Consider the following 21634-nt stretch of genomic DNA (forward strand, 5'->3'; position numbering starts at 1 on the left):
CTGGTCGCTGTGGCGTTGCGGACAGTCGCTCTGGCGTCACGGACAGTCGCTGTGGCGTCGCGACGAGTCGCTCTGCGGTGGCGGGCGGACGCTGGGGTGGGCGCCACGTGAAGCAGATCGAGGAAGCGCGCCGCCGTCAGGCGCCGAAGACCGCCGGAAGCACGAGCAGCATCGCGAGCGACCACGTCACGTGCGTGAGCGCGGGTCCGAGGATCCCGCCGCTGGCTCGCCGCTCGAAGCCGACCACCACGCCCAGCACCGCCGCCGCGAAGACGAGCACGAGGTTCCCGGACGGCAGCGTCGCGAGCACGTACGCCACCGTCGACAGCGCCACCGCGCGTCGCGCCGGCAGCGCCGCGTACAGCGCGCCGCGGAAGAAGAGCTCCTCGGCCACGCCGTTCAGCAGCGTGATCGCGATGACGACGGCGAGCACCCCGTCGCTCGCGTACCCCAGCACGTCCTGGGTGAGGGTCGCGAGCGCGGGCACCGACCGGATCGCCAGCCCGCCCACGATGAACACCGCCGCCAGCCCGAGCCCGACCGCGATCGGTGTGAGCACAGGCCGGCGCAGCGTGTCGCGGAACACGATGTGGCCCAGGTGCAGCGGCCCGGACGCGAACGCGCCCACCACCCACGTCGCGGCGAGCCCGATCGTCAGCGGGTAGAACAGCGCCTCACCCTGCTCGACGGCGAACGAGAGTCCCAGTAGCAGCGCACCGATCAGGAGGGTCGCCGCGACCACGACCCGGCGACGGCGCAGTGCCGCGGGGGACGTCTCCGGGGTCGGCCGGGCCTCCTCGACGAACACCCGACGCACGACGCGGTGCGCCCGACCGGCGCGTCGCGCGCTACTGGGGTGCAGATGGGACTTGGGGTCCGCGGGCGAACCTGCGAAGGGCGCGAGGTGTGGGTTGCGCGGGAGGGGCGGTTCGCCGTCGGGCGAACCTGCGCCGGGCGCGAGATGAGGGTTGCGCGGGAGGGGTGGCTCGCCGTCGGGCGTCCCGTGCTCAGTCGACGCCACGGTCCTGCTCGCGCGCGATGAGCGCGTGCCGCACGGCGTCGGCGTAGCCGAGGACCTCCCCCGGCACGACGCGGCGGATCGAGTCGTCGCTCACGACCACCTCGACGTCCATCGAGTCGACGAGCGTGCGCGCCGTCGCGGTGTCGACGTCGGTCACGAAGGAGAGCCAGTGCGAGGACAGCCGGGGCGTGAGCAGCGGGACCGTGAGGATCGGCAGTGGCTTGCCCAGATGCTTGCCCACGTGCCGCATCATGTCCGCATAGGTCAGCACGTCCGCGCCGCCGACCTCGAACACGCGCCCCATGGCGTCGGGGTTGTCGAGCACGCCGACGAGGTAGCGCACCACGTCCTCGAGCGCGATCGGCTGCGTCCGCGTGCTGACCCAGCGCGGCGCGACCATCGCCGGGAGGTTCACCGCGAGCTGGCGCGTGATCTCCCACGAGATGCCGCCGTGGCCGATGACGATCGCGGCGCGCAGCACCGTCAGGGGCACGCCCCCGTCGGCGAGCAGCCGCTCGACCTCGCGCCGCGAGCGCAGGTGCGCCGAGAGCGTGCTGTCGTCGCGCCCGAGGCCGCCCAGGTAGACGATCTGCCGGAGCCCCGCCTCGGCGGCCGCGGCCCCGAACGTGCGGGACGCCTCGGCGTCGAGCCGTTCGAAGTCCGCCGACGCCAGCGAGTGCACGAGGTAGTAGGCCGCGTCGACGCCCTCGAGTGCCGCCGCCATCGAGGACGGGTCGGCGACGTCGCCGAACACAGGGTCCCCCGCGCCCTCGTAGGTGTCCGGATGGCGGGTCATCGCGCGTACCTCGTGGCCCTCGCGGACCAGCGCGTCGGCGACGTGCGAGCCCACGAAGCCCGTCGCACCCGTCACGAGCACTCGCGTCATGCCCTGCTCCCTGCCTCGTCCGGCTGCAAGTCGCGAGCGTAACCCGCGCCACCGACATGGCGGCCCGCCCGCAGGGGTGGGGAGCGCGGGGTTCGACGGCGAGGCCCGGTTCGGCCTGCGGGCGTCGCACAGCGTTCCTCCGGCGTCCCACAGCGTTCCTCCGGCGTCGCACAGACGTTGCTCCGGCGTCGCTCGGACGTGCCGGGCGCCCAGCGTCAGTCGGCCGCGACCTCGGTGGGTTCGTCGGTCGGGTCCGCTGTTGGGACCTCGGTCGGCTGATCGGTCGGGACCTCGGCCGCGTCCTCGGTGGGGATGCCGGGCTCCCCGGTGGGCTCGCCGTCGGTCGGCTCGGTCGGGTCCACCATCGGCCCTTCCGTCGGGTCCTGCGTCGACTCCCCGGTCGACTCAGGCGCGCTCGGCGACGCTGACGGCTCCTCGGCCGGTGCCACGCGGCCGAGCAGCGGGAACTCGAACGGCTCGAGCCCCGGGACGGTGACCGAGAGGAGGAGGCGCTGCTCGCCGTCAAGCGTCGCGCCCGTGCCGGTCAGCGTCAGCGCGAACGAGCCGTCCCGCTCGATCCGCAGGTCGCCGACGGCGAGCACCGGCTTCTCCTCACCGGCGGCGGTGAGCGACAGGGTCGTCCTGGCCAGCAGCACGGTGGGCGCGCTGATCGACCCCGTGATCACCGTGCCCGGCTCGGCGACCTCGGGCAGCGCGTCGACGCCCACCTCGACCGGGGGCGCCGCGACGCGCACGACAGCGGACGCCGCCTCGGTCTGGTTCGCGGCACTCGCGCGCACGGTCACCGTCACGGCCTCGGTGTTGCCGACGACGGACGGTCCGTCGAACTCGACGGGGATGTTGATCCAGGGCTGGTCGGGCAGCTCGCAGACGACCGTGGTCGCGGTCGCGTTCTCGCTGCACCGCAGCCAGTCGGGGGTCTCGGGCAGGTCGAGCCGGCCGGAGCTGTCGAGCGTGAACGTCACGACCGGGGCCACGAGCGTAGCCTCCGACGCGTACCCACCGTCGAGCCAGATCCCGATCGGCGACCCGGACCCCTCGGGCGGTCTGACCTCCAGTCCGATGCTCTGTTTCTCGACGTCGGAGGTCTGCGCCCCGACGGTAGTCGTGGCGCCGGTCGGCTCGCGCACGTCGTCGGAAAGCTCGACCGTGAGGCTGCGCCCCGCGGTCCAGACGGGTGGGGTCATGGTGACCTGGTCGGTCGCGTGCGGCGCGACGGGCGCGAGCGTGCAGACCACGACGTCGTCGCCGGACGCCACGCAGCGCGGGTCGGCCGGGTCGTCGAACGCGGCAAACGCGTCGACGAGGCGCTGCGGCGCCGCCGCCGCGACGGCGAACTCGGACCCGTCCGTCCCGGCGGCGAGGGTGCTCATGAGGGCGCCCGCGCGTGCCGTCGCGCTGCTGGCGGCTGCCGCGTCGGCCCCGTCGCCGTCGGCCCCGTCGCCGTCGGCATCGGCGGCGGACCCGCTCGGCCCGAGGGTGTACGTGAGCGTGGGCGCCGCGAGGCCGTTCTCGCCGCCGTTCACGGTGACGGTCCACGGACCGTTGGCCTCAGGAGTCTCGGTGAACGGCGGGAGCTCGGCGCCGGACAGCGCCGGGGGCGTCGTCGGTGTCGGGCTCGGCTCGGTGGTGGGCTCGGTGGTGGGCTCTGTCGTCGGCTCGGTCGTGGGAGCTGTGGTCGGCTCGGTCGTCGGCGCCGTGGTCGCACCACCGCCCCCCGTGCCCGTGCCGGTTCCGTTCCCCGTGCCGGTTCCCGTCCCAGTTCCGGCCCCAGCGCCCGTTCCCGCCCCAGCGCCCGTTCCAGCACCGGCGCCGGTTCCAGCACCAGCGCCGCTCCCGGCTCCCGCTCCCGTGCCGCCGCTGAGCGCGCCCGCACCCGACGTCGGGTCGGTTCCGTTCGCCGTCGTGCCTGCGCCGTTCGCGCCTGCCGCGGCGTCGCTGCCGGCCCCGGCCCCACTGCCGCCCGTCCCCGACCCCGACCCGCTCGTGCCGGCACCAGAGCCCGCACCGGAACCCGCACCGGAACCAGCACCGCCGCCCGCCGGCGCGCTCACGCCCGGGTCGGCGGCGGTGTCGTCACCACCGCCGAGCGCCGCGGAGATGCCCCAGGTCAGCGCGCCCACCGCGACGAGGCCGGCCGCGACGAGACCCGCGATCGCCCCGCCGCCCAGTCCGCCTCCGCCCGCACCGCCGGCCGCCGACGAGCCCGACGAGCGGCCGGAGGACACGCCTCGCCCACCCGGTCGCAGGAAGCCCAGCCACGCCAGGCCGGCGCCTGCGGTCGCCGCGGCGAGTCCGCCCGGCAGCAGCGCGGCCGCAGCGGCCGAACGCGCGCCGACGAGGAACGCGTACTGCGCCTCGCAGTCCTCGCAGTCGCGCCGGTGCGCGTCGACGATCGCGGCGTTCTCCGAACCGGGGTCCATGGCCGCGTCCACCATGAGAGCGCGCACGGCGGCGCACTCGGGGTTGTCCGTGGGCAGCAGGTGCGAGCGCACGTAGGCCTCGCGGAACGCCCGACGCGCGCGGTAGAGCATGGCCGACGTCGCGTTCTCGCTGATCCCGAGCTCGGTGGAGATCTCCTTCACCGAGCGACCGTCGAGGTGGTTCTTCACGAGGACGTTGCGCGCCGACGCGGGCATCCCCGCGAGCACCTCGCGCACCAGCATCTGCTGCTCGAGGCGCTCCGACCGCGTGGCCGGCACCTCGTCCGGCTCGGGCAGCTCGCTCTCGCGGCCGCGCGTGCGCAGGAAGTCCACGCAGAGGTGGCGCACCGTGGAGTCGAAGTAGGCCTCGTAGCGCCGGGGCGCGGCGTCGCCCTCGGTCGGCACGCGGAGCATCCGGACGAGCGCCTCCTGGACGACGTCCTCGACGTCCGCCACGGACAGGCGGTAGGAGCGGGCGATCGTCGTGCCACGGCGGCGCAGCGCGGCATATCGGGTCAGGTCGACGAGCGACCCTCCGGAGGATTCTGCGTGCGGAACAGCCATGCCACTTCCCCCTTGCACCATCGCGCACGACCGTGCGGTGTGGCGGCCGCCCGTCGCACTCCGTCAGGCCGATCGGGCCCTCAGATCTCTGGCATGGTACCCAACGAGCGCGCGGACCCGGGTTCGGGTGGCCCGCTACGCCCCGGTGCCTGGCCGCTCCGGCCCGCCGAGGTGGCGCCGCAGGAACTCGTACGCGTACGCCGCCATGTGCGCGGCCTGCGCGTTCGTCGCCGCGCCGCCGTGGCCGCCCTCGATGTTCTCGTAGTACGTCACGTCCTTGCCCTGGGACAGCAGCAGCGCGGCCGTCTTGCGCGCGTGGCCGGGGTGCACGCGGTCGTCGCGGGTCGACGTGGTGAACAGCACGGGCGGCAGTGGCCGGTCCGGCTGCGCCGCGGCGAGGTGGTACGGCGAGAACGTCCGCAGGAACTCCCACTCCTCGGGCACGTCGGGGTCGCCGTACTCGGCCGTCCACGAGGCGCCCGCGAGCAGCAGGTGGTAGCGGCGCATGTCCAACAGCGGCACCTGGATCACGACGGCGCCGAACAGCTCCGGGTACTGCGTGAGCATGTTGCCCGTCAGCAGCCCACCGTTCGAGCCGCCCTGGACGCCCAGGTGCGCCGGAGAGGTGATCCGGGTCGCGACGAGGTCGCGCGCGACCGCAGCCAGGTCCTCGTACGCGCGGTGCCGGTTCGCCTTGAGCGCGGCCTGGTGCCACCCCGGTCCGTACTCCCCGCCGCCGCGGATGTTCGCGACGGCGTACACCCCGCCCGGCTCGAGCCACGCGCGCCCGAGCGCGCCGGAGTAGCCGGGGGTCAGCGAGATCTCGAAGCCGCCGTAGGCGTACAGGAGGGTCGGCGCCGTGCCGTCGAGCGGCAGCCCCGTGGGCCGGACGAGGAAATACGGCACGCGCGTGCCGTCGGCGGAGGTCGCGAAGTGCTGCTCGGACTCCAGGCCTCCTGGGTCGAAGAAGGCGGGCGCCGCCTTGAGGTCCTCGGTGCGCTCGACCCCGCCCTCGCCGTCGAGCACCACGAGCGAGAGGGTCGACGGCGTGAGGTAGTCCGTCGCCGTCAGCCACACCGCGTCGCCCAGGGGGCCGGGGTCGTCGCGGTCGACGGCGCCGACCGCGACCGTGCCGATCGCCGGGGCGGCCCGCAGCGCACGACGGCGCCACGCGGCTCCCGCGGGCGGCGTCGCCTCGGGCGCGTGGTCGGCAGGGGTGGTCGGGTGGCCGGTCGCGGCGGTGGTCGGTTGGCCGGTCGCGGGCGGCGTCAGCACCTCGAGCCGGTTCTTCACGTCGTCGAGCACGTTGAGCACCAGGTGCGAGCGGGTCCACGAGGCGCCCACGAGCGCAGTCGTGGGCGTCGGCGCGAACAGCGTGGTGCCGATGCGGCTGCCCGCGCGGAACGCCTCGTAGTCGAACGCGACGAGCGACCCGCCGGGGTGGCGCACGCCGCCCGCCTCGCGCAGGTCCCACTCCTCGCGCAGCTCCACGAGCAGCCACGAGCGGTGCACGCCCGCCTCGGCCGAGTCGGGGACGTCGAGGCGCTCGAGCCTGCCGTCGGGTCGCAGCTCGAGCAGCTCGTTCGTGTAGAAGGTGAGCGCGCGGGACACCCAGTCGCGCTCGAACCCGGGCGTGCGGTCGTGGTGCGCCGAGATGTACAGGTCCTCGGCCGCCCCCTCGAACACGATCGGCGCGTCCGCCAGGGCCTGTCCGCGCGACCACCGCCGCGCCCGCCGCGGATAGCCGGAGGAGGTGGGCTCGCCGTCGTCCGCGGTCTGGACGAAGAGGGTGTCGCCGTCGATCCAGCTCGCGCCGCCCTTGGCCTCGGTGCGGTGGAAGCCGCCGTCCTCGACGGTGACGAAGGTGCGGGCGGTGAGGTCGAACTCGCGCGTGACGTCGGCGTCGGAGCCGCCGCGCGAGATGTCGACGAGCGCGCGGGTGTACGCCAGCGGCCCGGTGCGCAGGATCGACGCACCGTGCCACACCCAGTCGACGCCCTCGGCGGCTGAGAGCGCGTCGAGGTCGAGCAGCACGTCCCAGTCGGGCTCGGCGGTCCGGTAGGAGTCGAGGGTGGTGCGCCGCCAGACCCCGCGCTCGTGCTCGGCGTCGCGCCAGAAGTTGTAGAGGTGCTCGCCCGCCTTCGCGACGACCGGGATGCGGTCGGTGGAGTCGAGGACCTCCAGGACGTCGCGCTCGGTGCGGGCGAACTCGGCCGTCGCGGCGAGGGACGTCTCGGCCTCGGCGTTGCGCTCGCGCACCCAGGCGAGCGCCGCCTCGCCCTCGACGTCCTCGAGCCAGAGGTAGGGGTCGTCGTGCTCGTGTCCGGGCTGCGTCATGGCGTCGAGCCTACGAGCCGCGCGCCTGCCGGCTCACACCGGCTGATCCCTGGCTGCGGACCACGCTCACGACCCGGGCACGGGACCGCGGTCGACCTCCCAGACCTCGAGCTCCGGGTGGGACGGGTGGGAGGGGACGGTCGCGCGGATGACCGAGCCGTCCTCGCGGACCGAGCCCTCGATGTCGCGCACGGACGGGCGGCCGAAGCGCTCGTCGAAGCGCCGCAGCGGCACGGTGAGCGTGGTCCCGCGGTCCACCACGACCTCCTCGCCCTGCACGACGAGCCGCAGGTGCGGGTCGTCGCCGGCCTCGAGGTCGAACGTGATCGAGTCCTCCAGCACGTGCACCCGCAGGCGGTTGCCCTGCAGGCAGAGGCGGAACGTGAGGTGGTCCCACGAGGAGGGCAGCCGGGGGTCGAAGCTCCACTCGGCGAGGTAGTCGCGCATCCCGCCGAAGCCGGCGACGAGGGCGTTCCACACGCCGCCGAGCGACGCGACGTGCACCCCGGCGTCGGCGTTGTGGTGCAGGTCGGCGAGGTCGACGTACACCGCGCTGGAGAAGTACGCCTCCGCGAGCCCGGAGTAGCCGACCTCCGCGGCGATGATCGACTGCACGACGGCGGACAACGTCGAGTCGCCGGTCGTCAGCGGGTCGTAGTACTCGAAGTCGGCCAGCTTCTCCTCGAAGGAGAACTCGTCCCCCTGGAGGAACAGCGCGAGCACGACGTCGGCCTGCTTGAGCACCTGGTGGCGGTAGATGACGAGCGGGTGGTAGTGCAGCAGGAGCGGCCGCTTGTCCGGCGGGGTGTTCGGCAGGTCCCACAGCTCCTTGGACAGGAAGTCGTCGTCCTGCGGGTGGATGCCGAGGTTCTCGTCGTAGGGGACGTGCATGGCCTCGGCCGCGCTGTGGAACTCCTCGATCTCCTCCGCGGAGAGGGCGAGCCGACGGCAGACTGCGACGTACGCCGTCGGGTCCTCGCGCTCGATCCGGCGCAGGTTGCGCACCGCGGCGCGCAGGTTGGCGCGCGCCATGACGTTGGTGAAGAGGTTGTCGTTCACCACGGCCGTGTACTCGTCGGGACCCGTGACGCCGTGGATGTGGAACTCCTCGCGCCCGTCCGAACCCGCCGATCGGCGCCAGAAGCCGAGGTCCGCCCACAGGCGCGCGGTCTCCACGAGGATGTCGATCGCCTCGCGCTCGAGGAAGGCGCGGTCCCCGGACGCGGCCACGTACTGCGACACGGCGTGGGAGATGTCGGCGTCGATGTGGTACTGCGCCGTGCCCGCCGCGTAGTAGGCGGACGCCTCCTCGCCGTTGATCGTGCGCCAGGGGTAGAGCGCGCCGCGCTGGTTGAGCTCCCACGCGCGCCGGCGCGCGGCGTCCAGCAGCGTGTAGCGGAACCGCAGCGCGTTCCGCGCGAACGCGGGGGAGGTGTAGGTGAGGAACGGGAGCACGTAGATCTCGGTGTCCCAGAAGTAGTGCCCGTCGTAGCCCGACCCGGTCACGCCCTTGGCCGGTATGCCCGTGCCCTCCGCGCGGGCCGAGGCCTGGATCAGCTGGAACAGGTTCCACCGCACGGCCTGCTGCAGCTCCGGCTGGCCGCCGATCTCGACGTCGCTGCGGGCCCAGAAGTCGTCCAGCCACGCGCGCTGCGCGGCGAACACCGACTCGGTCCCGGCCCTCTTGACCCGGTCGAGCGTGCGGCGGCAGCGGTCCACGAGCTCCGGCGGGGGCACGCCACGGGAGGTGTGGTAGCTGACCACCTTGGTGATCCTCGTCGTCGTGCCCTGCGTCGCGTCGATGCGGAACACGTGCTTGGCGAGGTCGTCGCCGGTCTGCGTGCGGATCTCGTAGGAGTCGGTGGTCTCGATCGAGTGGTCGGCCGCGACGGCGAGCGTCATGCCGGACGCCGCCACGCGGTAGCCGAGCACGGACCGCCCGTCGCCCTCCCAGTTCAGCACCGGCTCGAGGATGCGTCCGCGCAGGCTGGCCGCGCGGCGCGGGTCGAACGTCGCGCCCGGGACCAGGCCGTGGCCGTTCACCGTGCGACCGGTGTACTCGTCCTGGCCGTCCTGGCGGTTGAGGATCTGGCACGAGATCGCGACGGGCGCGTCGGCGTCCAGCAGCGTGATCTCGTAGTCCATGACGGCCAGGTGCCGCTCGGAGAACGAGACCATCCGGCGCGAGCGCAGGTGCACCCGCTTGCCCGACGGCGTGCGCCAGAGCACCTCGCGGGTCAGCACGCCGTCGCGGAAGTCGAGCGTCCGCTCGTACCGCTCGAGGTCCGCGACCGTGAGCAGGAGCGGCTCGTCGTCGACGTAGAGCCGCATGATCTTGGGGTCGGGGACGTTGACGATCGTCTGCCCGACCTTCGCGAACCCGTACGCGTCCTCCGCGTGCTGGATCGGCCAGATCTCGTGGAAGCCGTTGATGAACGTGCCGTGCGCGTAGGTGTCGCGGCCCTCCTCGACGTTGCCGCGCAGCCCGAGGTACCCGTTCCCGACGGCGAAGAGCGTCTCGGTCTTGCCGAGGTCGCCGGAGTCGTAGCGCACCTCGCGCAGCGCCCAGGGGTCGGCGGGGAAACGCGTCCGGTCCAGCGGGTCCTCGGTGGTCGCACGGCGCATGCGTCAGTCCTTCCGCGTCAGGCCGACGACGAGCTCCCCGAGGTCGTCCACCACGACGTCGGCCCCGCTCGCCAGCAGCTCCTCGTGCCCCGCCCCCCTGTCGACGCCGAGCACCAGCCCGAATCCTCCCGCACGTCCGGCCGCGACGCCCGAGTGCGCGTCCTCGACGACGACCGCGCGTGTCGCGGGGACGCCGAGCAGCTCCGCGCCGTAGAGGTACGTGTCCGGCGCGGGCTTGCCGGCGATGCCGTGCTCGGCCGCGACCACGCCGTCGACGATGACCTCGAACCGGTCGATGAGGCCCGCCGCGGTGAGGACCGGGCGGGCGTTCTTCGACGAGGACACGACGGCGACGGCGACCCCGCGCGCCTGCACCGCGTCGAGGAAGGCCACCGAACCGGGGTAGGGGGCCACGCCGTCGGACGCGAGCACCGAGGTGAAGACGCCGTTCTTCCTGTTCCCCAGACCGCAGACCGTGTCGAGGTCGGGGGAGTCGGTGGGCTCGCCGTCGGGCACGACGATGCCGCGGGAGGCGAGCAGGCTGGCGACGCCGGCGTAGCGCGGCTTGCCGTCGATGTAGGCGAAGTAGTCCGCGTCGGTGTAGGGCGCGACGCCGCGGGCGGCGAGGAACGGCTCGAAGAGGCGGGCCCAGGCGAGCATGTGCACCTCGGCCGTGGGCGTGAGGACGCCGTCGAGGTCGAAGAGGACGGCGTCGAGGGGGTCGAAGGGGGTGGGGATCTTCGGTGTTTGGGCTGGGGCTGGTGCGTGGGGGGTGGGCTCGGACATGACGGACTCCCTGGTGATCGTCGTCGGTGTCGGTTCCGGGCCACGGTTCCTCGAGAGGTCGGTGTCGTGTCGGCCCGGTGCGCTCCGGGCAGGCTACCCGGCGCGTGTGACCGGGAGGTGACGCCTGCGTGTGCGGCCCGGGCCGTCGCGGCGCGGTCCGGGTGGACGCGGCGGTCGCGGTGTCCACATGGGACGCGGCTGCGCGTGCCGTGGCGCGGTCTGGGTGGACGTGGCGGTCGCCGTGTCCACCGTGGGCGCGGCTGTGCGGGCCGTGGCGCGGTCTGGGTGGACGTGGCGGTCGCGGTGTCCACCGTGGGCGCGGCTGTGCGGGCCGTGGCGCGGTCTGGGTGGACGTGGCGGTCGCCGTGTCCACCGCGGGCGCGGCTGTGCGGGCCGCGCGCTGCCTCGAGCCCCCGGCGCGCAGCCGTCGTCAAGGTCGGTCCGGGCCCCTCGCTTAGGCTTGGCCGGGTGACGGAGAAGCAGAGGGCGGCAGTCGTGCACAACCCGGTGAAGGTCGACCGGGAGGATCTCGAGAGGATCGTCGGCGCGCTCGAGGCCGAGCTGGACTGGGAGCCCACGCTCTGGCTGGAGACCTCCGTCGAGGACGCCGGGCAGGGGCCGGCGCGCGAGGCGCTGGACGCGGGGGTCGACGTCGTGGTCGCGGCCGGCGGCGACGGCACCGTCCGTGCCGTGGCCGAGGCGCTGCGCGGCACGGGCACGTCGCTCGGGCTGCTGCCGTCGGGAACCGGGAACCTGCTCGCGCGCAACCTCGACCTCACGCTGTCCGACGCCGAGCGCGCCCTGCGGGTCGCGTTCACGGGGGACGACCGGGCGATCGACGTCGCGCTCGCGCGGCTGCGCCGCGAGGACGGCGAGACCGAGGAGCACGCGTTCGTCGTGATGGCCGGGATGGGCCTGGACGCGCGGATGCTGTCGGAGACCGACGACGACCTCAAGGCGAAGGCCGGCTGGCTCGCCTACGTGCACGCGATCAGCAAGGTGCTGCGCGACCCCAACGAGCTGAAGTTCGCCCTCCGGCTCGACGACGGCGAGGCGCGCCGCGTGCGTGCCCACACCGTGATCGTCGGCAACTGCGGGTCGCTGCCCGCCGGGATCCTCCTGCTGCCGGACGCCGCGGTGGACGACGGCGTGCTCGATGTCGTGGTGCTGCGGCCGGGCAGCCTGCTCGGCTGGCTGCAGGCGATCTCCCGCGTGATCTGGGACAACGGGGTGCTGCGGCGACTGCCGTGGCGCAAGAACGCGCCCGAGCGGCCGAGCCGCGCGCTCGTCTACTCGACGGCGCGCACGCTCGACCTGCGGCTCACCGAGCCGCACGAGGTGGAGCTCGACGGCGACGCGTTCGGCACGGCCGTCGCGCTGCGGGTGAGCGTGGAGCCCGGAGCGCTCCAGGTGAAGGTGCCGTTCTCCGACTGAGGCGAGGCTCGCCGTCGGGCGCTTCCGTTCGCGCGGTGATCTTCGTCCTTTCGCGAGGTGATGTTCGTCCTTTCGCGAGGTGATGTTCGCTCGCTTCGGCGTCGGAGAACACCTCGGGAAAGGACGGACTTCCTCTCGGGAAAGGACGGAGTTTCTCTCGCGAAAGGACGGAGTTTCTCTCGCGAAAGGACGGACTTCCTCTCGCGAAAGGACGGAGTTTCTCTCGCGAAAGGACGAACTTCCTCTCGAGAAAGGACGGACTTCCTCTCGGGAAAGGACGCACTTCCTCTCGCGAAGGGGTGGCGGGAGGCGGGTGGCGGGTGGCGAGCGGCGGTCAGCCGTGCAGCAGCACCAGCAGCTCGGACTCCGCCGAGCCCAGGCGTGCGGGGTCGATGGTCCGGCCCTCGTCGTAGGAGTCCACGACGCGGGGGTCCACGTACGACGCACGCGCTATCGCGGGCGTGTTCCCGAGCTGCTCGGCCGCGGCGCGCATGGCTGCGGCGACCGCCCGGTTGCGCTTCGCCGTCGTCGGCTGCGGTCCGCGCCGGGCGAGCTCGATCGCTGCGGCGACCGTGCCGTGCAGCGTCCGGAAGTCCTTGGCGGTGAAGTCACCGCCGGTGCGCGCGCGGACATCGGCATTGATCTCCTCGGCCGAGAGCGGGTGCCAGCCCTTCGCGTCCTGCCACGCGAGCAGGCGGGCGCGCCCGCCGCGGCGCTTGAGGCGAGCGACGAACGCCGCGAGGTCGGGGTCGACGACGTCGCTGCTCCACTCCTGCCCGCTCTTGGCCGGGAAGCGCAGGTGCACCTCCCGTCCGCCGCTCACCGTCGCGTGCGCCGCGAGCAGCGTGGACAGGCCGAAGCTGCCGTGCGCGAGCGCGTACTTCTCCGAGCCGACGCGCAGGTTCGCGACGTCGAGCATCCGGAACGCCGCCGCCAGCGCCCGCTCGCGGGACAGGTCCTCGCGCCGCAGGTCCATCGTGACCCGGCGCCGCGCAGCGGGCAGCACCTCGGCGAGCGCGAGGGCGCGGTCGTACTTGATGGCGTCCATCCGCATCCGCCACGTCGGGTGGTAGACGTACTGCCGACGGCCAGCCTGGTCCACCCCGGTCGCCTGGACGTGACCGTTCGGATACGGGCAGATCCACACGTCGGTCCACGCCGGCGGGATGGCGAGGGCGTCGAAGCGGGTGCGGAGCTCGGCGTCGTGCAGGGTGGCGCCGTCGGGGTCGCGGTAGGTGAACCCTCGACCGCTGCGGACACGGTGGAAGCCGGGGCCGGCGGTGTCGCTGCGGCGCAGACGGGGCATGGTGCACGGTAGCGCCGGCGTCGGGCACGCGGCGCCCCCCGTGCGGGTGAGCCCCCGCCCCCGCCGGAGCGCGCGCCCGCTTCTCGACTAGCGTCGGGGCGTGAGCAGCAGCATCGACGCCCTCCTCGACTCCTCGGCCAGGGACATCGCCGCCGCCGTCCGCGCCCGGGAGGTGTCCGCCGTCGAGATCACGACGGCGTCGCTCGCCCGGGCGGACCGGCTCGGCCCGGTGGTGGGCGCGTTCGTCCGGGTCACGCCCGAGCTCGCGCTCGAGCAGGCGAGCCGCGTCGACGAGCGCGTGGCCGCGGTTCGGCGGAACGGGTACGACGGCGTGGCGCCGGACGGCGAGTCGGTCCACGTCCCCGCGGCGGACGCCGATCGTCTGCTCGCGGCGTTGCTCCCGCTCGCCGGCGTGCCGTGTCCGATCAAGGACCTCAACCAGGTGGCCGGCGTCCCGATGTCGGTCGGCGCGGCGCTGCTCGCCGCCCACCCGATCGTCCCCGACGCCGACGACGGCACCGTGACCCTCCTGCGCGAGGCGGGCACCACGATGATCGGCAAGACCGCGACGCCCGAGTTCGGCTTCCCGCCGTACACCGAGCCGCGCACCGGACCGGGTGGCGAGATCGTCGCGGCGCGCACGCCCTGGGACCTCACACGCGGCGCGGGTGGGTCGAGCGGGGGCGCGGCCGCGGCGGTCGCCGCAGGCATCGCTCCGATCGCGCACGCGTCCGACGGCGGAGGCTCGGTTCGCATCCCGGCCGCCAGCTGCGGGCTGGTCGGGTTCAAGCCCTCACGGGGACGGGTGAGCAACGGACCGCTCGGCGTGGACGGCAACGGGCTCGCGACGCAGGGGGTGATCACCCGGTCGGTGTTGGACGCGGCGCTCGCCCTCGACGTGCTGTGCCGCGCCTGGCCCGGTGAGGTGGTGCCGAGCCTCGACCAGAGAGGGCTGCTTCCGCTGCTCGAGTACGCCGAGCTGGCCGATCCCGACTACGGCGGGCGACTCGACGCGGTTGCGCTGGGCCTGCGCCAGCGCCGCCTGCGCCTCGGGATCCTGACCGAACCGGTGGTGGCGGGCGACGCCGTCGTGCATCCGCAGGCGCGGGCCGCAGCCGAACGCGCGGCGGGGGTGCTCGAGGGGCTGGGACTGTCGGTGGAGCCCGCGCCGGTGCCGTTCACGCCGCAGGAGTGGATGGCGTTCATGCCGCTGTGGTCGGTCGGGGCGCTGACGCTCCCGGTGCCGGACGAGGCCGAACCGATGCTCGAACCCCTGACGCGGTGGCTGCGCGAGATCGGGCGGGGCGTCACGGGTGCGCAGTACGCCACCGCTGTCGCCGAGGCGCAGCGCGTGGCCCGGGCGACGGCGCGCGCCTGGGACTCGTTCGACGCCGTGATCACGCCCTCGCTCGCGGGTCCGCCCGCGCCGGTCGGCGCCATCCGCAACGATGCCGACCCCGCACGCGACTTCGAGGACCAGAAGCGGTTCACCCCGTGGACGTCGATCGCGAACATCTGCGGCCGTCCGTCGGTGTCGGTGCCGATCCACCGCGCGGCGGTCGAGGACGGCGGGGTCGAGCTGCCGTTCGGCGCGATGCTGACGGGGCGGATCGGCGGCGACCCGACGGTGCTGGAGCTCGCGCGGCTGCTCGAGCTGGCCGACCCGTGGCCCGCGCCGCCGGTTCCGGCCGTGCCGGTCGCCTGAGAGACGGTTCGCGCCCGTCCGCTCCGGTTCGCTGCGATCCAGAACGGTCCGTGGCGACGAGAACGGTCCGCTGCGGGCCGGTTTCGTCGCGGTGGGCCGTTCTCACCGTGGGCGGTGCCGGGTCGGGTCTCGCCATGCGCCGTTCTGGTCGCGGTGGGCCGTTCTCGCCGTCGGGCGGCTCTCCTCTGTCGGTCGTGTCGCCGAACACGGCCCGTGGCGACGGGAACGGTCCGCTGCGGGCCGGTTTCGTGGCGGTGGGCCGTTCTCACTGTGGGGCGGTGCCGGGTCGGGCTCGCCATGGGCCGTTCTGGTCGCGGTGGGCCGTTCTCATGGTGGGGTGAGTGGCTGACAGAAGGTGCGGAGCTCAGCTGGCCGCTGCGGCGTCGACCGCGAGTGCGACCCGCTCGCGCATGTACCGCTCGAGGGGCACCGGCGCGGCGGACGGGCTCCAGGCCACGAGGACCTGCCCGTCGCGCACCGACAGCGGGCTGGCCGCTGCGCCGTGTCCGTCGCCGACGCAGTAGCCGTCGTCACTGCTCTCGCCGTCGCGACTGCGCGGGCCGGCCGCGTCGCCGTCGCCGTCTTCGGGCGCCGTGCGGTCGAGAGCAGCCAGGTCCACGAGCCGCCACCCGAGGTGCACCGCCACGCCGTCGGGAACTCCGCCGTGGGATGCGGCCGCCGCAAGGTCGGCACGCGCCCGCGTCGACTCGGCCGTGTACCCGCGGCGGACCTCCTCGCGCGCGCGGACGACCTGACCGGCCAGGGCAAGTCCGCCGTCGGGCAGGAGAAGGACCGAGCCGAGTCGCCAGACGTCGCCGTCGGACACGATGCGGGGCCGGCGCACCTCGACGCCGAGCACGCGGCGCGCCGGAACCGGGCGGCCGAGCACCTCGGGCCGCACGCCGGCGGCGACGAGGGCGGCGACCGCCGTCGTGACCAGGTCGCGGACCTGCGCCGACGGCGAGCGGCCGTCGTGCGGGTCGGGCGAGCGATCGGTCACGCGCGGCACGCTACCCGCGACCGTGCGGGCGGACGCCCGGCTACCGCTCGGCCCACGCCCGGGGCAGCAGGTGGTCCCGCGTGAGCGGCGCGAGCGGGAGGAGCGGGGCGGTGTGCCACGTGACCCAGACGGCCTCGGCGATCTCCGCGGCCGTGCGGACCGAGGCGGCCTCCTGCTCGGTGAGGTGCGCGCGGTAGGCGTGCGCGACGAGCGCGTGACCCGGCTCGTTGGCGGCGCTGGAGCGGAAGCGGCCGAGTGGCTCCAGCCGCGAGCGGTCGAGCACCACGCCGACCTCCTCCTCGATCTCGCGCACGAGCGCGGCGTCGGGCGACTCGCCCGGCTCTGGCTTGCCGCCGGGCTGCATGAACGCCGCAGTCCCGGTCTTGCGGACGAGGAGCAGGCGGTCGGCGGGGTCGAGCAGCACGCCCGCGGACACGTGGATGACCCGGATCTCGGCGGCGTCGGGCATCTCGTCGGGCACCGCGTCAGACACCGCCTCGGGCACCGCGTCGGACGCGTCGCCGGGCACCTCGTCGGACGCCATCAGTCGTTCCGGCTGCGCCACCACACGGTGAGCAGCCCGAGCAGCGCGAGCACGACGAGGCCGCCGCCACCCCACAGGAGCCCCTCCCAGATCCACGGCGGGAAGCTTGCGGCGGTCGCGGAGGCGGTGGCGTCGAGCACGAGCGGCGTGTCCCAGGAGGACAGCCACGTGACGGTGTTCCCGTCGACGGTCGCGGCCTCCTCGGTGCCGCGCACCTCCTGCACCGGGCCGGGGAACGTCAGCGCGATCGTGATCGTCGACTCCGCGGCGCCGGCCGGACGCTCACCGGCGGCGCCGGGCGCGGGCACGCCCTCCTGCCCGGTCGTGTCCAGTGTCGCGTGCACGACGAACCGGTCGCCCTGCCGCTCGATGATCGGGAGCGCACCCTCCGCCGTCGGGTCGCCGAGATAGAGGTCCTCGATCGAGACCCGCTCGAGGTCGAGCTCGGTGCCGTAGTAGCCGTCCTCCTCCTCCGGCGCCGCCTCGACGCCCGTCACGTCTCGGATCCCCGGCAGCACGCGCTGCTCGATCGCTGTCGCCTGCTGTGCGGCGGCCTGCCGCCCGGCGTCGGAGTTCTCCGTGAGCGGGACGAGGATGTCGATCGTGCCCGTGACGGTGTCGTTGCGGCCGTCGACCTCGAGCTCGGCGTCGGCGCGCACGCACCCGGCCAGAGCGAGGGCGGCGACGGCGACGGTGACGGCAGCGGTGACGGCAGATCGCAGACGACGGTGGCGCATGGGGGTGATCGTGGCACATGAGGTCGCCCGCGGCTCGGTGGTCCGGGGCCGCGCGGCGCACGCCCCCCGGCGCACTCACGCGGCCACGGGCTGGGCGACGATCCGGTACGACGGCAGTCCCCGACGCCGGATCAGCCACACCGCGACCAGCAGGTTCGGCAGCCAGGACAGGAACGGCAGCGGCGCGTAGGCGACGTCGAAGATCGCCGCCGCGTCGGCGCCCGGTCCCGCGAGCGCGAGCTGAGCCGCCACGATCACCCTCGCCACAGCAACTTGAGCGGAATACACTCAACTTGCCGGAGGTTGTCCCTCGCAGAGACGTGTCCCCGCACCAAGGAGCAGCATGAACGACAAGCTCACCACCAAGTCGCAAGAGGCGATCGCCTCGGCGCTGCAGGCCGCCACCGCGGCCGGCAACCCTTCGCTCGAGCCGGCCCACCTCCTGGCCGCACTCCTGGAGCAGACCGACGGGATCGCCGTCGCGCTCCTCAGCGCCGTGGGCGCCGACCGCGCCGCACTCGCGCAGCGCGTGCGCGGCGTCCTCACCGCGCTGCCGTCCGCGAGCGGCGCGACGGCGTCGCAGCCCACCGCTTCCCGCCCGCTGCTCGCGGTGCTCACCGCCGCGGGCGAGGAGGCGCGCGCGCTGGGCGACGACTACGTGTCCACCGAGCACCTGCTCATGGCGCTCGCGGCGAGCCAGGGCAGCGCGGGCGATGCGCTCCGGGGCGTCGGCGCCACGCGCGACGCGCTGGCCGGGGCGCTACCCACGATCCGCGCGGGCAAGGTGTCCAGCCCCGACCCCGAGGGGTCGTTCCAGGCGCTGGAGAAGTACGGCCAGGACCTCACGGCGCGCGCCCGCGAGGGCAAGATCGACCCCGTCATCGGGCGTGACTCCGAGATCCGGCGGGTGATCCAGGTCCTCTCGCGCCGCACGAAGAACAACCCGGTCCTCATCGGCGAGCCCGGCGTCGGCAAGACCGCGGTCGTCGAGGGCCTCGCGCAGCGGATGGTCGACGGCGACGTCCCCGAGTCCCTGCGCGGCAAGCGCCTCATCTCTCTCGACCTCGGCTCGATGATCGCGGGCGCGAAGTACCGCGGCGAGTTCGAAGAGCGGCTCAAGGCGGTCCTCGAGGAGATCAAGGGGTCCGACGGCGAGGTCGTCACCTTCATCGACGAGCTCCACACGGTCGTGGGTGCCGGCGCGAGCGAGGGCGCGATGGACGCCTCCAACATGCTCAAGCCGATGCTCGCGCGCGGTGAGCTGCGGATGATCGGCGCGACGACGCTGGACGAGTTCCGCGAGAACATCGAGAAGGACCCGGCGCTGGAGCGCCGGTTCCAGCAGGTGTTCGTGGGCGAGCCGTCGGTGGAGGACACCGTCGCGATCCTGCGCGGCATCGCGCCGCGCTACGAGGCGCACCACCAGGTCACCATCGCCGACTCGGCTCTCGTGGCGGCCGCGACGCTGTCCGACCGCTACATCACCGGACGTCAGCTCCCGGACAAGGCGATCGACCTGATCGACGAGGCCGCCTCGCGGCTGCGGATGGAGCTGGACTCCTCGCCCGTGGAGATCGACGTGCTGCAGCGCTCCGTCACGCGCATGGAGATGGAGGAGCTCGCGCTGGAGAAGGCCGAGGACCCCGCGTCCCGCGAGCGGCTGGAGCGGCTGCGTGCCGACCTGGCCGACGCCCGCGAGGAGCTCGGCGCGCTCACCGCCCGGTGGGAGGCCGAGAAGGCCGGGCACAACCGGGTCGGTGAGCTGCGCGTCAAGCTCGACGAGCTGCGCACGGCGCTGGACCGCGCGGTCCGCGAGACCGACTACACGACGGCGAGCCGGCTGCAGTACGGCGAGATCCCGGCGGTCGAGGCCGAGCTCCTGGCCGCCGAGCGTGAGGAGGAGGCGCACGACGGGACGGGTGCCTCCGCCGTCGAGCCGATGATCGCGGACAAGGTGGGGCCGGACGAGGTGGCCGAGGTGGTCGCCGCATGGACCGGCATTCCCGCCGGCCGACTGCTGGAGGGCGAGACCGCCAAGCTGCTGCGGATGGAGGACGTGCTGGGGCAGCGGCTGATCGGGCAGCGGGCCGCGGTCGCCGCCGTGTCCGACGCGGTACGGCGCTCGCGGGCCGGCATCTCCGACCCCGACCGCCCGACGGGCTCGTTCCTGTTCCTTGGCCCGACCGGCGTGGGCAAGACGGAGCTCGCGAAGTCGCTCGCGGACTTCCTGTTCGACGACGAGCGCGCCATGGTGCGCATCGACATGTCGGAGTACTCCGAGAAGCACGCGGTCGCGCGCCTGGTCGGCGCGCCTCCGGGGTACGTGGGATACGAGGAGGGTGGCCAGCTCACCGAGGCCGTGCGGCGTCGGCCGTACTCGGTGGTGCTGCTCGACGAGGTCGAGAAGGCGCACCCGGAGGTGTTCGACATCCTGCTGCAGGTGCTCGACGACGGTCGGCTCACCGACGGCCAGGGTCGCACCGTCGACTTCCGCAACGTGATCCTCGTGCTGACGTCGAACCTCGGCTCGCAGGCGCTGGTCGACCCGACGCTGTCGGACGAGGCCAAGCGAGAGATCGTGATGGGCGCCGTGCGTGCGTCGTTCAAGCCGGAGTTCCTCAACCGGCTCGACGACGTGGTGATCTTCGAGCCGCTCACGCTCGAGGAGCTCGGGGCGATCGTGGACCTCTCGATCGACAGGCTCGCGGCGCGGCTCGCGGACCGTCGGCTGCGGCTCGACGTCACGCCGGCGGCGCGCGAGTGGCTCGCGCTCGAGGGGTACGACCCCGCGTACGGCGCGCGGCCGTTGCGGCGGCTCGTGCAGCGCGAGATCGGCGACGCGCTGGCGCGGCTGCTGCTGGCCGGGCAGGTGCACGACGGCGACACCGTGGTGGTGGACCGCGTGGCGGGCGACGCCGCGGGGCTCACGTTGCGGGTCGGAGCCGAGGCGCCGGTGGCGTAGCGGGTCTCGCCGGCGGCCCGGGAGAACCTCTCAACCGAGGGGTGACAGCCCTCCGCCCGGGCGCATGCTGTGAAGCGCATCAAATGGAGCGCTTCAAGCCGACGGAGAGGCCGGGGGAGACGCCCGCGAGCCGCGCCACCTCGCTCATCGAGGGCCGGGTGGAGGACAGGTCCCCGCAGTGCCCGCCACGGCGCCACCCTGCGGCGGGACGGGGTGCCCGGTGCCAGCGGTCTGTGTCGGTGGGGTTGGTGGCGCCAGCGACCAGTGCCGAAGGGTCGGTCGTGCCAGCCATGTGTGCCGGTGGCTGGGTTCGGGCGGCGGGCCGGCACCGACCGCTGAGTTCGCTCCACAGAACGACCGCGACCGACCCGTAGGGTGACGAGATGCGGCTGAGTACCTGCATCCTGCCCGTCCACCAGCCGGGCGAGGCCCGTCGGCGCTGGCGCGAGGCCGAGGATCTCGGCTTCCACGCCGGCTACACCTACGACCACCTCAACTGGCGCGAGCCGTTCCGCGACGGGACCTGGTACGAGGCGCTGCTCACTCTCTCGCTCGCCGCGTCCGTCACGTCCGAGCTGCGACTCGGCACGCTCGTCACGACGCCGAACTTCCGCACGCCCGTCACGCTCGCCAAGGAGCTCGTCACCCTCGACGCGATCTGCGCCGGCCGCCTCACGCTCGGCCTCGGCGCCGGCACCGACGGCTACGACGCCGCGATCCTCGGGACGCCGGCGCTCACCCCGCGACAGCGGCACGACCGGTTCGAGGAGTTCACGCGCCACCTCGACGTCCTTCTCACCACGCCGAGCGTGACCCTCGACGGCGCGCACTACCGCGCGGTCGAGGCCCGCACGATCCCCGCGTGCGTCCAGGCGCCGCGGGTGCCGTTCGCCGTCGCCGCGACGGGTCCGCGCGGCCTGCGCCTCGCCGCGGAGATCGGTCAGGCGTGGGTCACGACGGGCGATCCTGCGACGTTCGAGGGCGGCACGCCCGACATCTCGCGAGCCGCGGTGCGCGCCCAGGTGGGCCGCCTGGAGGAGGCGTGCGACGCCGTCGGGCGCGATCCGGGCGCGATCGAGCGCATCCTGCTGACGGGCTTTCTCCCGGAGGACACGACGGCGAGCCCGGCCGCGTTCGGCGAGGCTGCGGCCGCGTACGCCGAGGTCGGGATCACCGAGATCGTGGTGCACGCCCCGATCCCGGGTACGCTGTTCGCCCTCGAGGAGGACGTGTACGCCGGGATCGCCGCACTCGCGCCGGAGCTGGCCGCGCTCTGACGCGAG

15 protein-coding genes are annotated in these 21634 nt (G+C 73.9%); 4 read left to right on the top strand and 11 right to left on the bottom strand.

The annotated features are described in order from the left end of the window. Positions 1-136: 136 nt before the first annotated feature. The 6 genes from FH969_RS01640 to FH969_RS01665 all read right to left on the bottom strand — a co-directional run bounded on the left by FH969_RS01640 (position 137) and on the right by FH969_RS01665 (position 10663). Positions 137-817, bottom strand: a complete 681-nt coding sequence (locus FH969_RS01640; protein WP_139985659.1) for a CPBP family intramembrane glutamic endopeptidase — start codon at positions 815-817, stop codon at positions 137-139. Between the two features lie 190 nt (positions 818-1007). Next, a complete protein-coding gene (locus FH969_RS01645; RefSeq protein ID WP_139985661.1) occupies positions 1008-1907 on the bottom strand; it encodes an NAD(P)H-binding protein in 900 nt (299 codons plus the stop codon). 215 nt (positions 1908-2122) lie between these two features. Further along, positions 2123-4915, bottom strand: a complete 2793-nt coding sequence (locus tag FH969_RS01650; RefSeq protein ID WP_180359617.1) for an RNA polymerase sigma factor — start codon at positions 4913-4915, stop codon at positions 2123-2125. A 135-nt stretch (positions 4916-5050) separates the two neighbouring features. Continuing rightward, a complete protein-coding gene (locus FH969_RS01655) occupies positions 5051-7252 on the bottom strand; it encodes a prolyl oligopeptidase family serine peptidase (RefSeq protein ID WP_139985665.1) in 2202 nt (733 codons plus the stop codon). A gap of 66 nt (positions 7253-7318) precedes the next feature. Then, positions 7319-9877: a glycoside hydrolase family 65 protein gene (locus FH969_RS01660; protein WP_108718393.1), complete on the bottom strand. Its 2559-nt coding sequence runs from the start codon at positions 9875-9877 to the stop codon at positions 7319-7321. Positions 9878-9880: 3 nt separating this feature from the next. Continuing rightward, positions 9881-10663, bottom strand: coding sequence for an HAD family hydrolase (locus FH969_RS01665; protein ID WP_108718392.1), 783 nt, complete (start codon positions 10661-10663; stop codon positions 9881-9883). Between the two features lie 468 nt (positions 10664-11131). Here FH969_RS01665 and FH969_RS01670 point away from each other — a divergent pair, with 468 nt between their 5' ends. Then, positions 11132-12097, top strand: a complete 966-nt coding sequence (locus FH969_RS01670) for a diacylglycerol/lipid kinase family protein (protein ID WP_108718391.1) — start codon at positions 11132-11134, stop codon at positions 12095-12097. Between the two features lie 334 nt (positions 12098-12431). Here the strand turns inward: FH969_RS01670 and FH969_RS01675 are convergent, their stop codons facing one another. Beyond that, entirely contained in the window at positions 12432-13403 is a 972-nt protein-coding gene (locus tag FH969_RS01675) for a DNA topoisomerase IB (RefSeq protein ID WP_108718390.1), read from the bottom strand. A gap of 100 nt (positions 13404-13503) precedes the next feature. Between FH969_RS01675 and FH969_RS01680 the strand changes: the two genes are divergently transcribed. Then, positions 13504-15108 (top strand): amidase, encoded by a 1605-nt coding sequence (locus tag FH969_RS01680; RefSeq protein ID WP_199916550.1) that lies wholly within the window; start codon positions 13504-13506, stop codon positions 15106-15108. A 364-nt stretch (positions 15109-15472) separates the two neighbouring features. On the opposite strand, the gene FH969_RS01685 is transcribed toward FH969_RS01680, so the two are convergent. From FH969_RS01685 to FH969_RS01700, 4 genes are all read right to left on the bottom strand, one after another. Next, on the bottom strand, positions 15473-16108 hold the full coding sequence (locus FH969_RS01685; protein WP_139985666.1) for a glutaminase: 636 nt from the start codon (positions 16106-16108) through the stop codon (positions 15473-15475). Between the two features lie 40 nt (positions 16109-16148). Continuing rightward, positions 16149-16652 (bottom strand): NUDIX hydrolase, encoded by a 504-nt coding sequence (locus FH969_RS01690; protein WP_234417873.1) that lies wholly within the window; start codon positions 16650-16652, stop codon positions 16149-16151. Next, a complete protein-coding gene (locus tag FH969_RS01695) occupies positions 16652-17389 on the bottom strand; it encodes an LppM family (lipo)protein (protein WP_139985668.1) in 738 nt (245 codons plus the stop codon). The genes FH969_RS01690 and FH969_RS01695 overlap by 1 nt, the downstream gene beginning before the upstream one ends. Before the next feature lie 75 nt (positions 17390-17464). Continuing rightward, positions 17465-17641 carry a hypothetical protein gene (locus FH969_RS01700; protein WP_246071641.1) on the bottom strand — a complete coding sequence of 59 codons (177 nt, stop codon included), beginning with the start codon at positions 17639-17641 and terminating at the stop codon, positions 17465-17467. A 91-nt stretch (positions 17642-17732) separates the two neighbouring features. Here FH969_RS01700 and clpB point away from each other — a divergent pair, with 91 nt between their 5' ends. Beyond that, positions 17733-20351: an ATP-dependent chaperone ClpB gene (clpB, locus tag FH969_RS01705; RefSeq protein ID WP_139985670.1), complete on the top strand. Its 2619-nt coding sequence runs from the start codon at positions 17733-17735 to the stop codon at positions 20349-20351. A gap of 383 nt (positions 20352-20734) precedes the next feature. Further along, positions 20735-21628, top strand: coding sequence for an LLM class flavin-dependent oxidoreductase (locus FH969_RS01710; RefSeq protein WP_139985672.1), 894 nt, complete (start codon positions 20735-20737; stop codon positions 21626-21628). Positions 21629-21634: the final 6 nt, after the last annotated feature.

It is taken from the genome of Miniimonas arenae (assembly GCF_006351005.1).
In the GTDB taxonomy this organism is placed as follows: Bacteria; Actinomycetota; Actinomycetes; order Actinomycetales; family Beutenbergiaceae; genus Miniimonas; species Miniimonas arenae.

Coding starts and splice junctions, on each gene's coding strand:
- FH969_RS01645 (WP_139985661.1), bottom strand. CDS start 1,907: ATGACGCGAGTGCTCGTGACGGGTGCGACGGGCTTCGTGGGCTCGCAC.
- FH969_RS01650 (WP_180359617.1), bottom strand. CDS start 4,915: ATGGCTGTTCCGCACGCAGAATCCTCCGGAGGGTCGCTCGTCGACCTG.
- FH969_RS01655 (WP_139985665.1), bottom strand. CDS start 7,252: ATGACGCAGCCCGGACACGAGCACGACGACCCCTACCTCTGGCTCGAG.
- FH969_RS01660 (WP_108718393.1), bottom strand. CDS start 9,877: ATGCGCCGTGCGACCACCGAGGACCCGCTGGACCGGACGCGTTTCCCC.
- FH969_RS01665 (WP_108718392.1), bottom strand. CDS start 10,663: ATGTCCGAGCCCACCCCCCACGCACCAGCCCCAGCCCAAACACCGAAG.
- FH969_RS01675 (WP_108718390.1), bottom strand. CDS start 13,403: ATGCCCCGTCTGCGCCGCAGCGACACCGCCGGCCCCGGCTTCCACCGT.
- FH969_RS01690 (WP_234417873.1), bottom strand. CDS start 16,652: ATGGCGTCCGACGAGGTGCCCGGCGACGCGTCCGACGCGGTGCCCGAG.
- FH969_RS01695 (WP_139985668.1), bottom strand. CDS start 17,389: ATGCGCCACCGTCGTCTGCGATCTGCCGTCACCGCTGCCGTCACCGTC.
- clpB (WP_139985670.1), top strand. CDS start 17,733: ATGAACGACAAGCTCACCACCAAGTCGCAAGAGGCGATCGCCTCGGCG.
- FH969_RS01710 (WP_139985672.1), top strand. CDS start 20,735: ATGCGGCTGAGTACCTGCATCCTGCCCGTCCACCAGCCGGGCGAGGCC.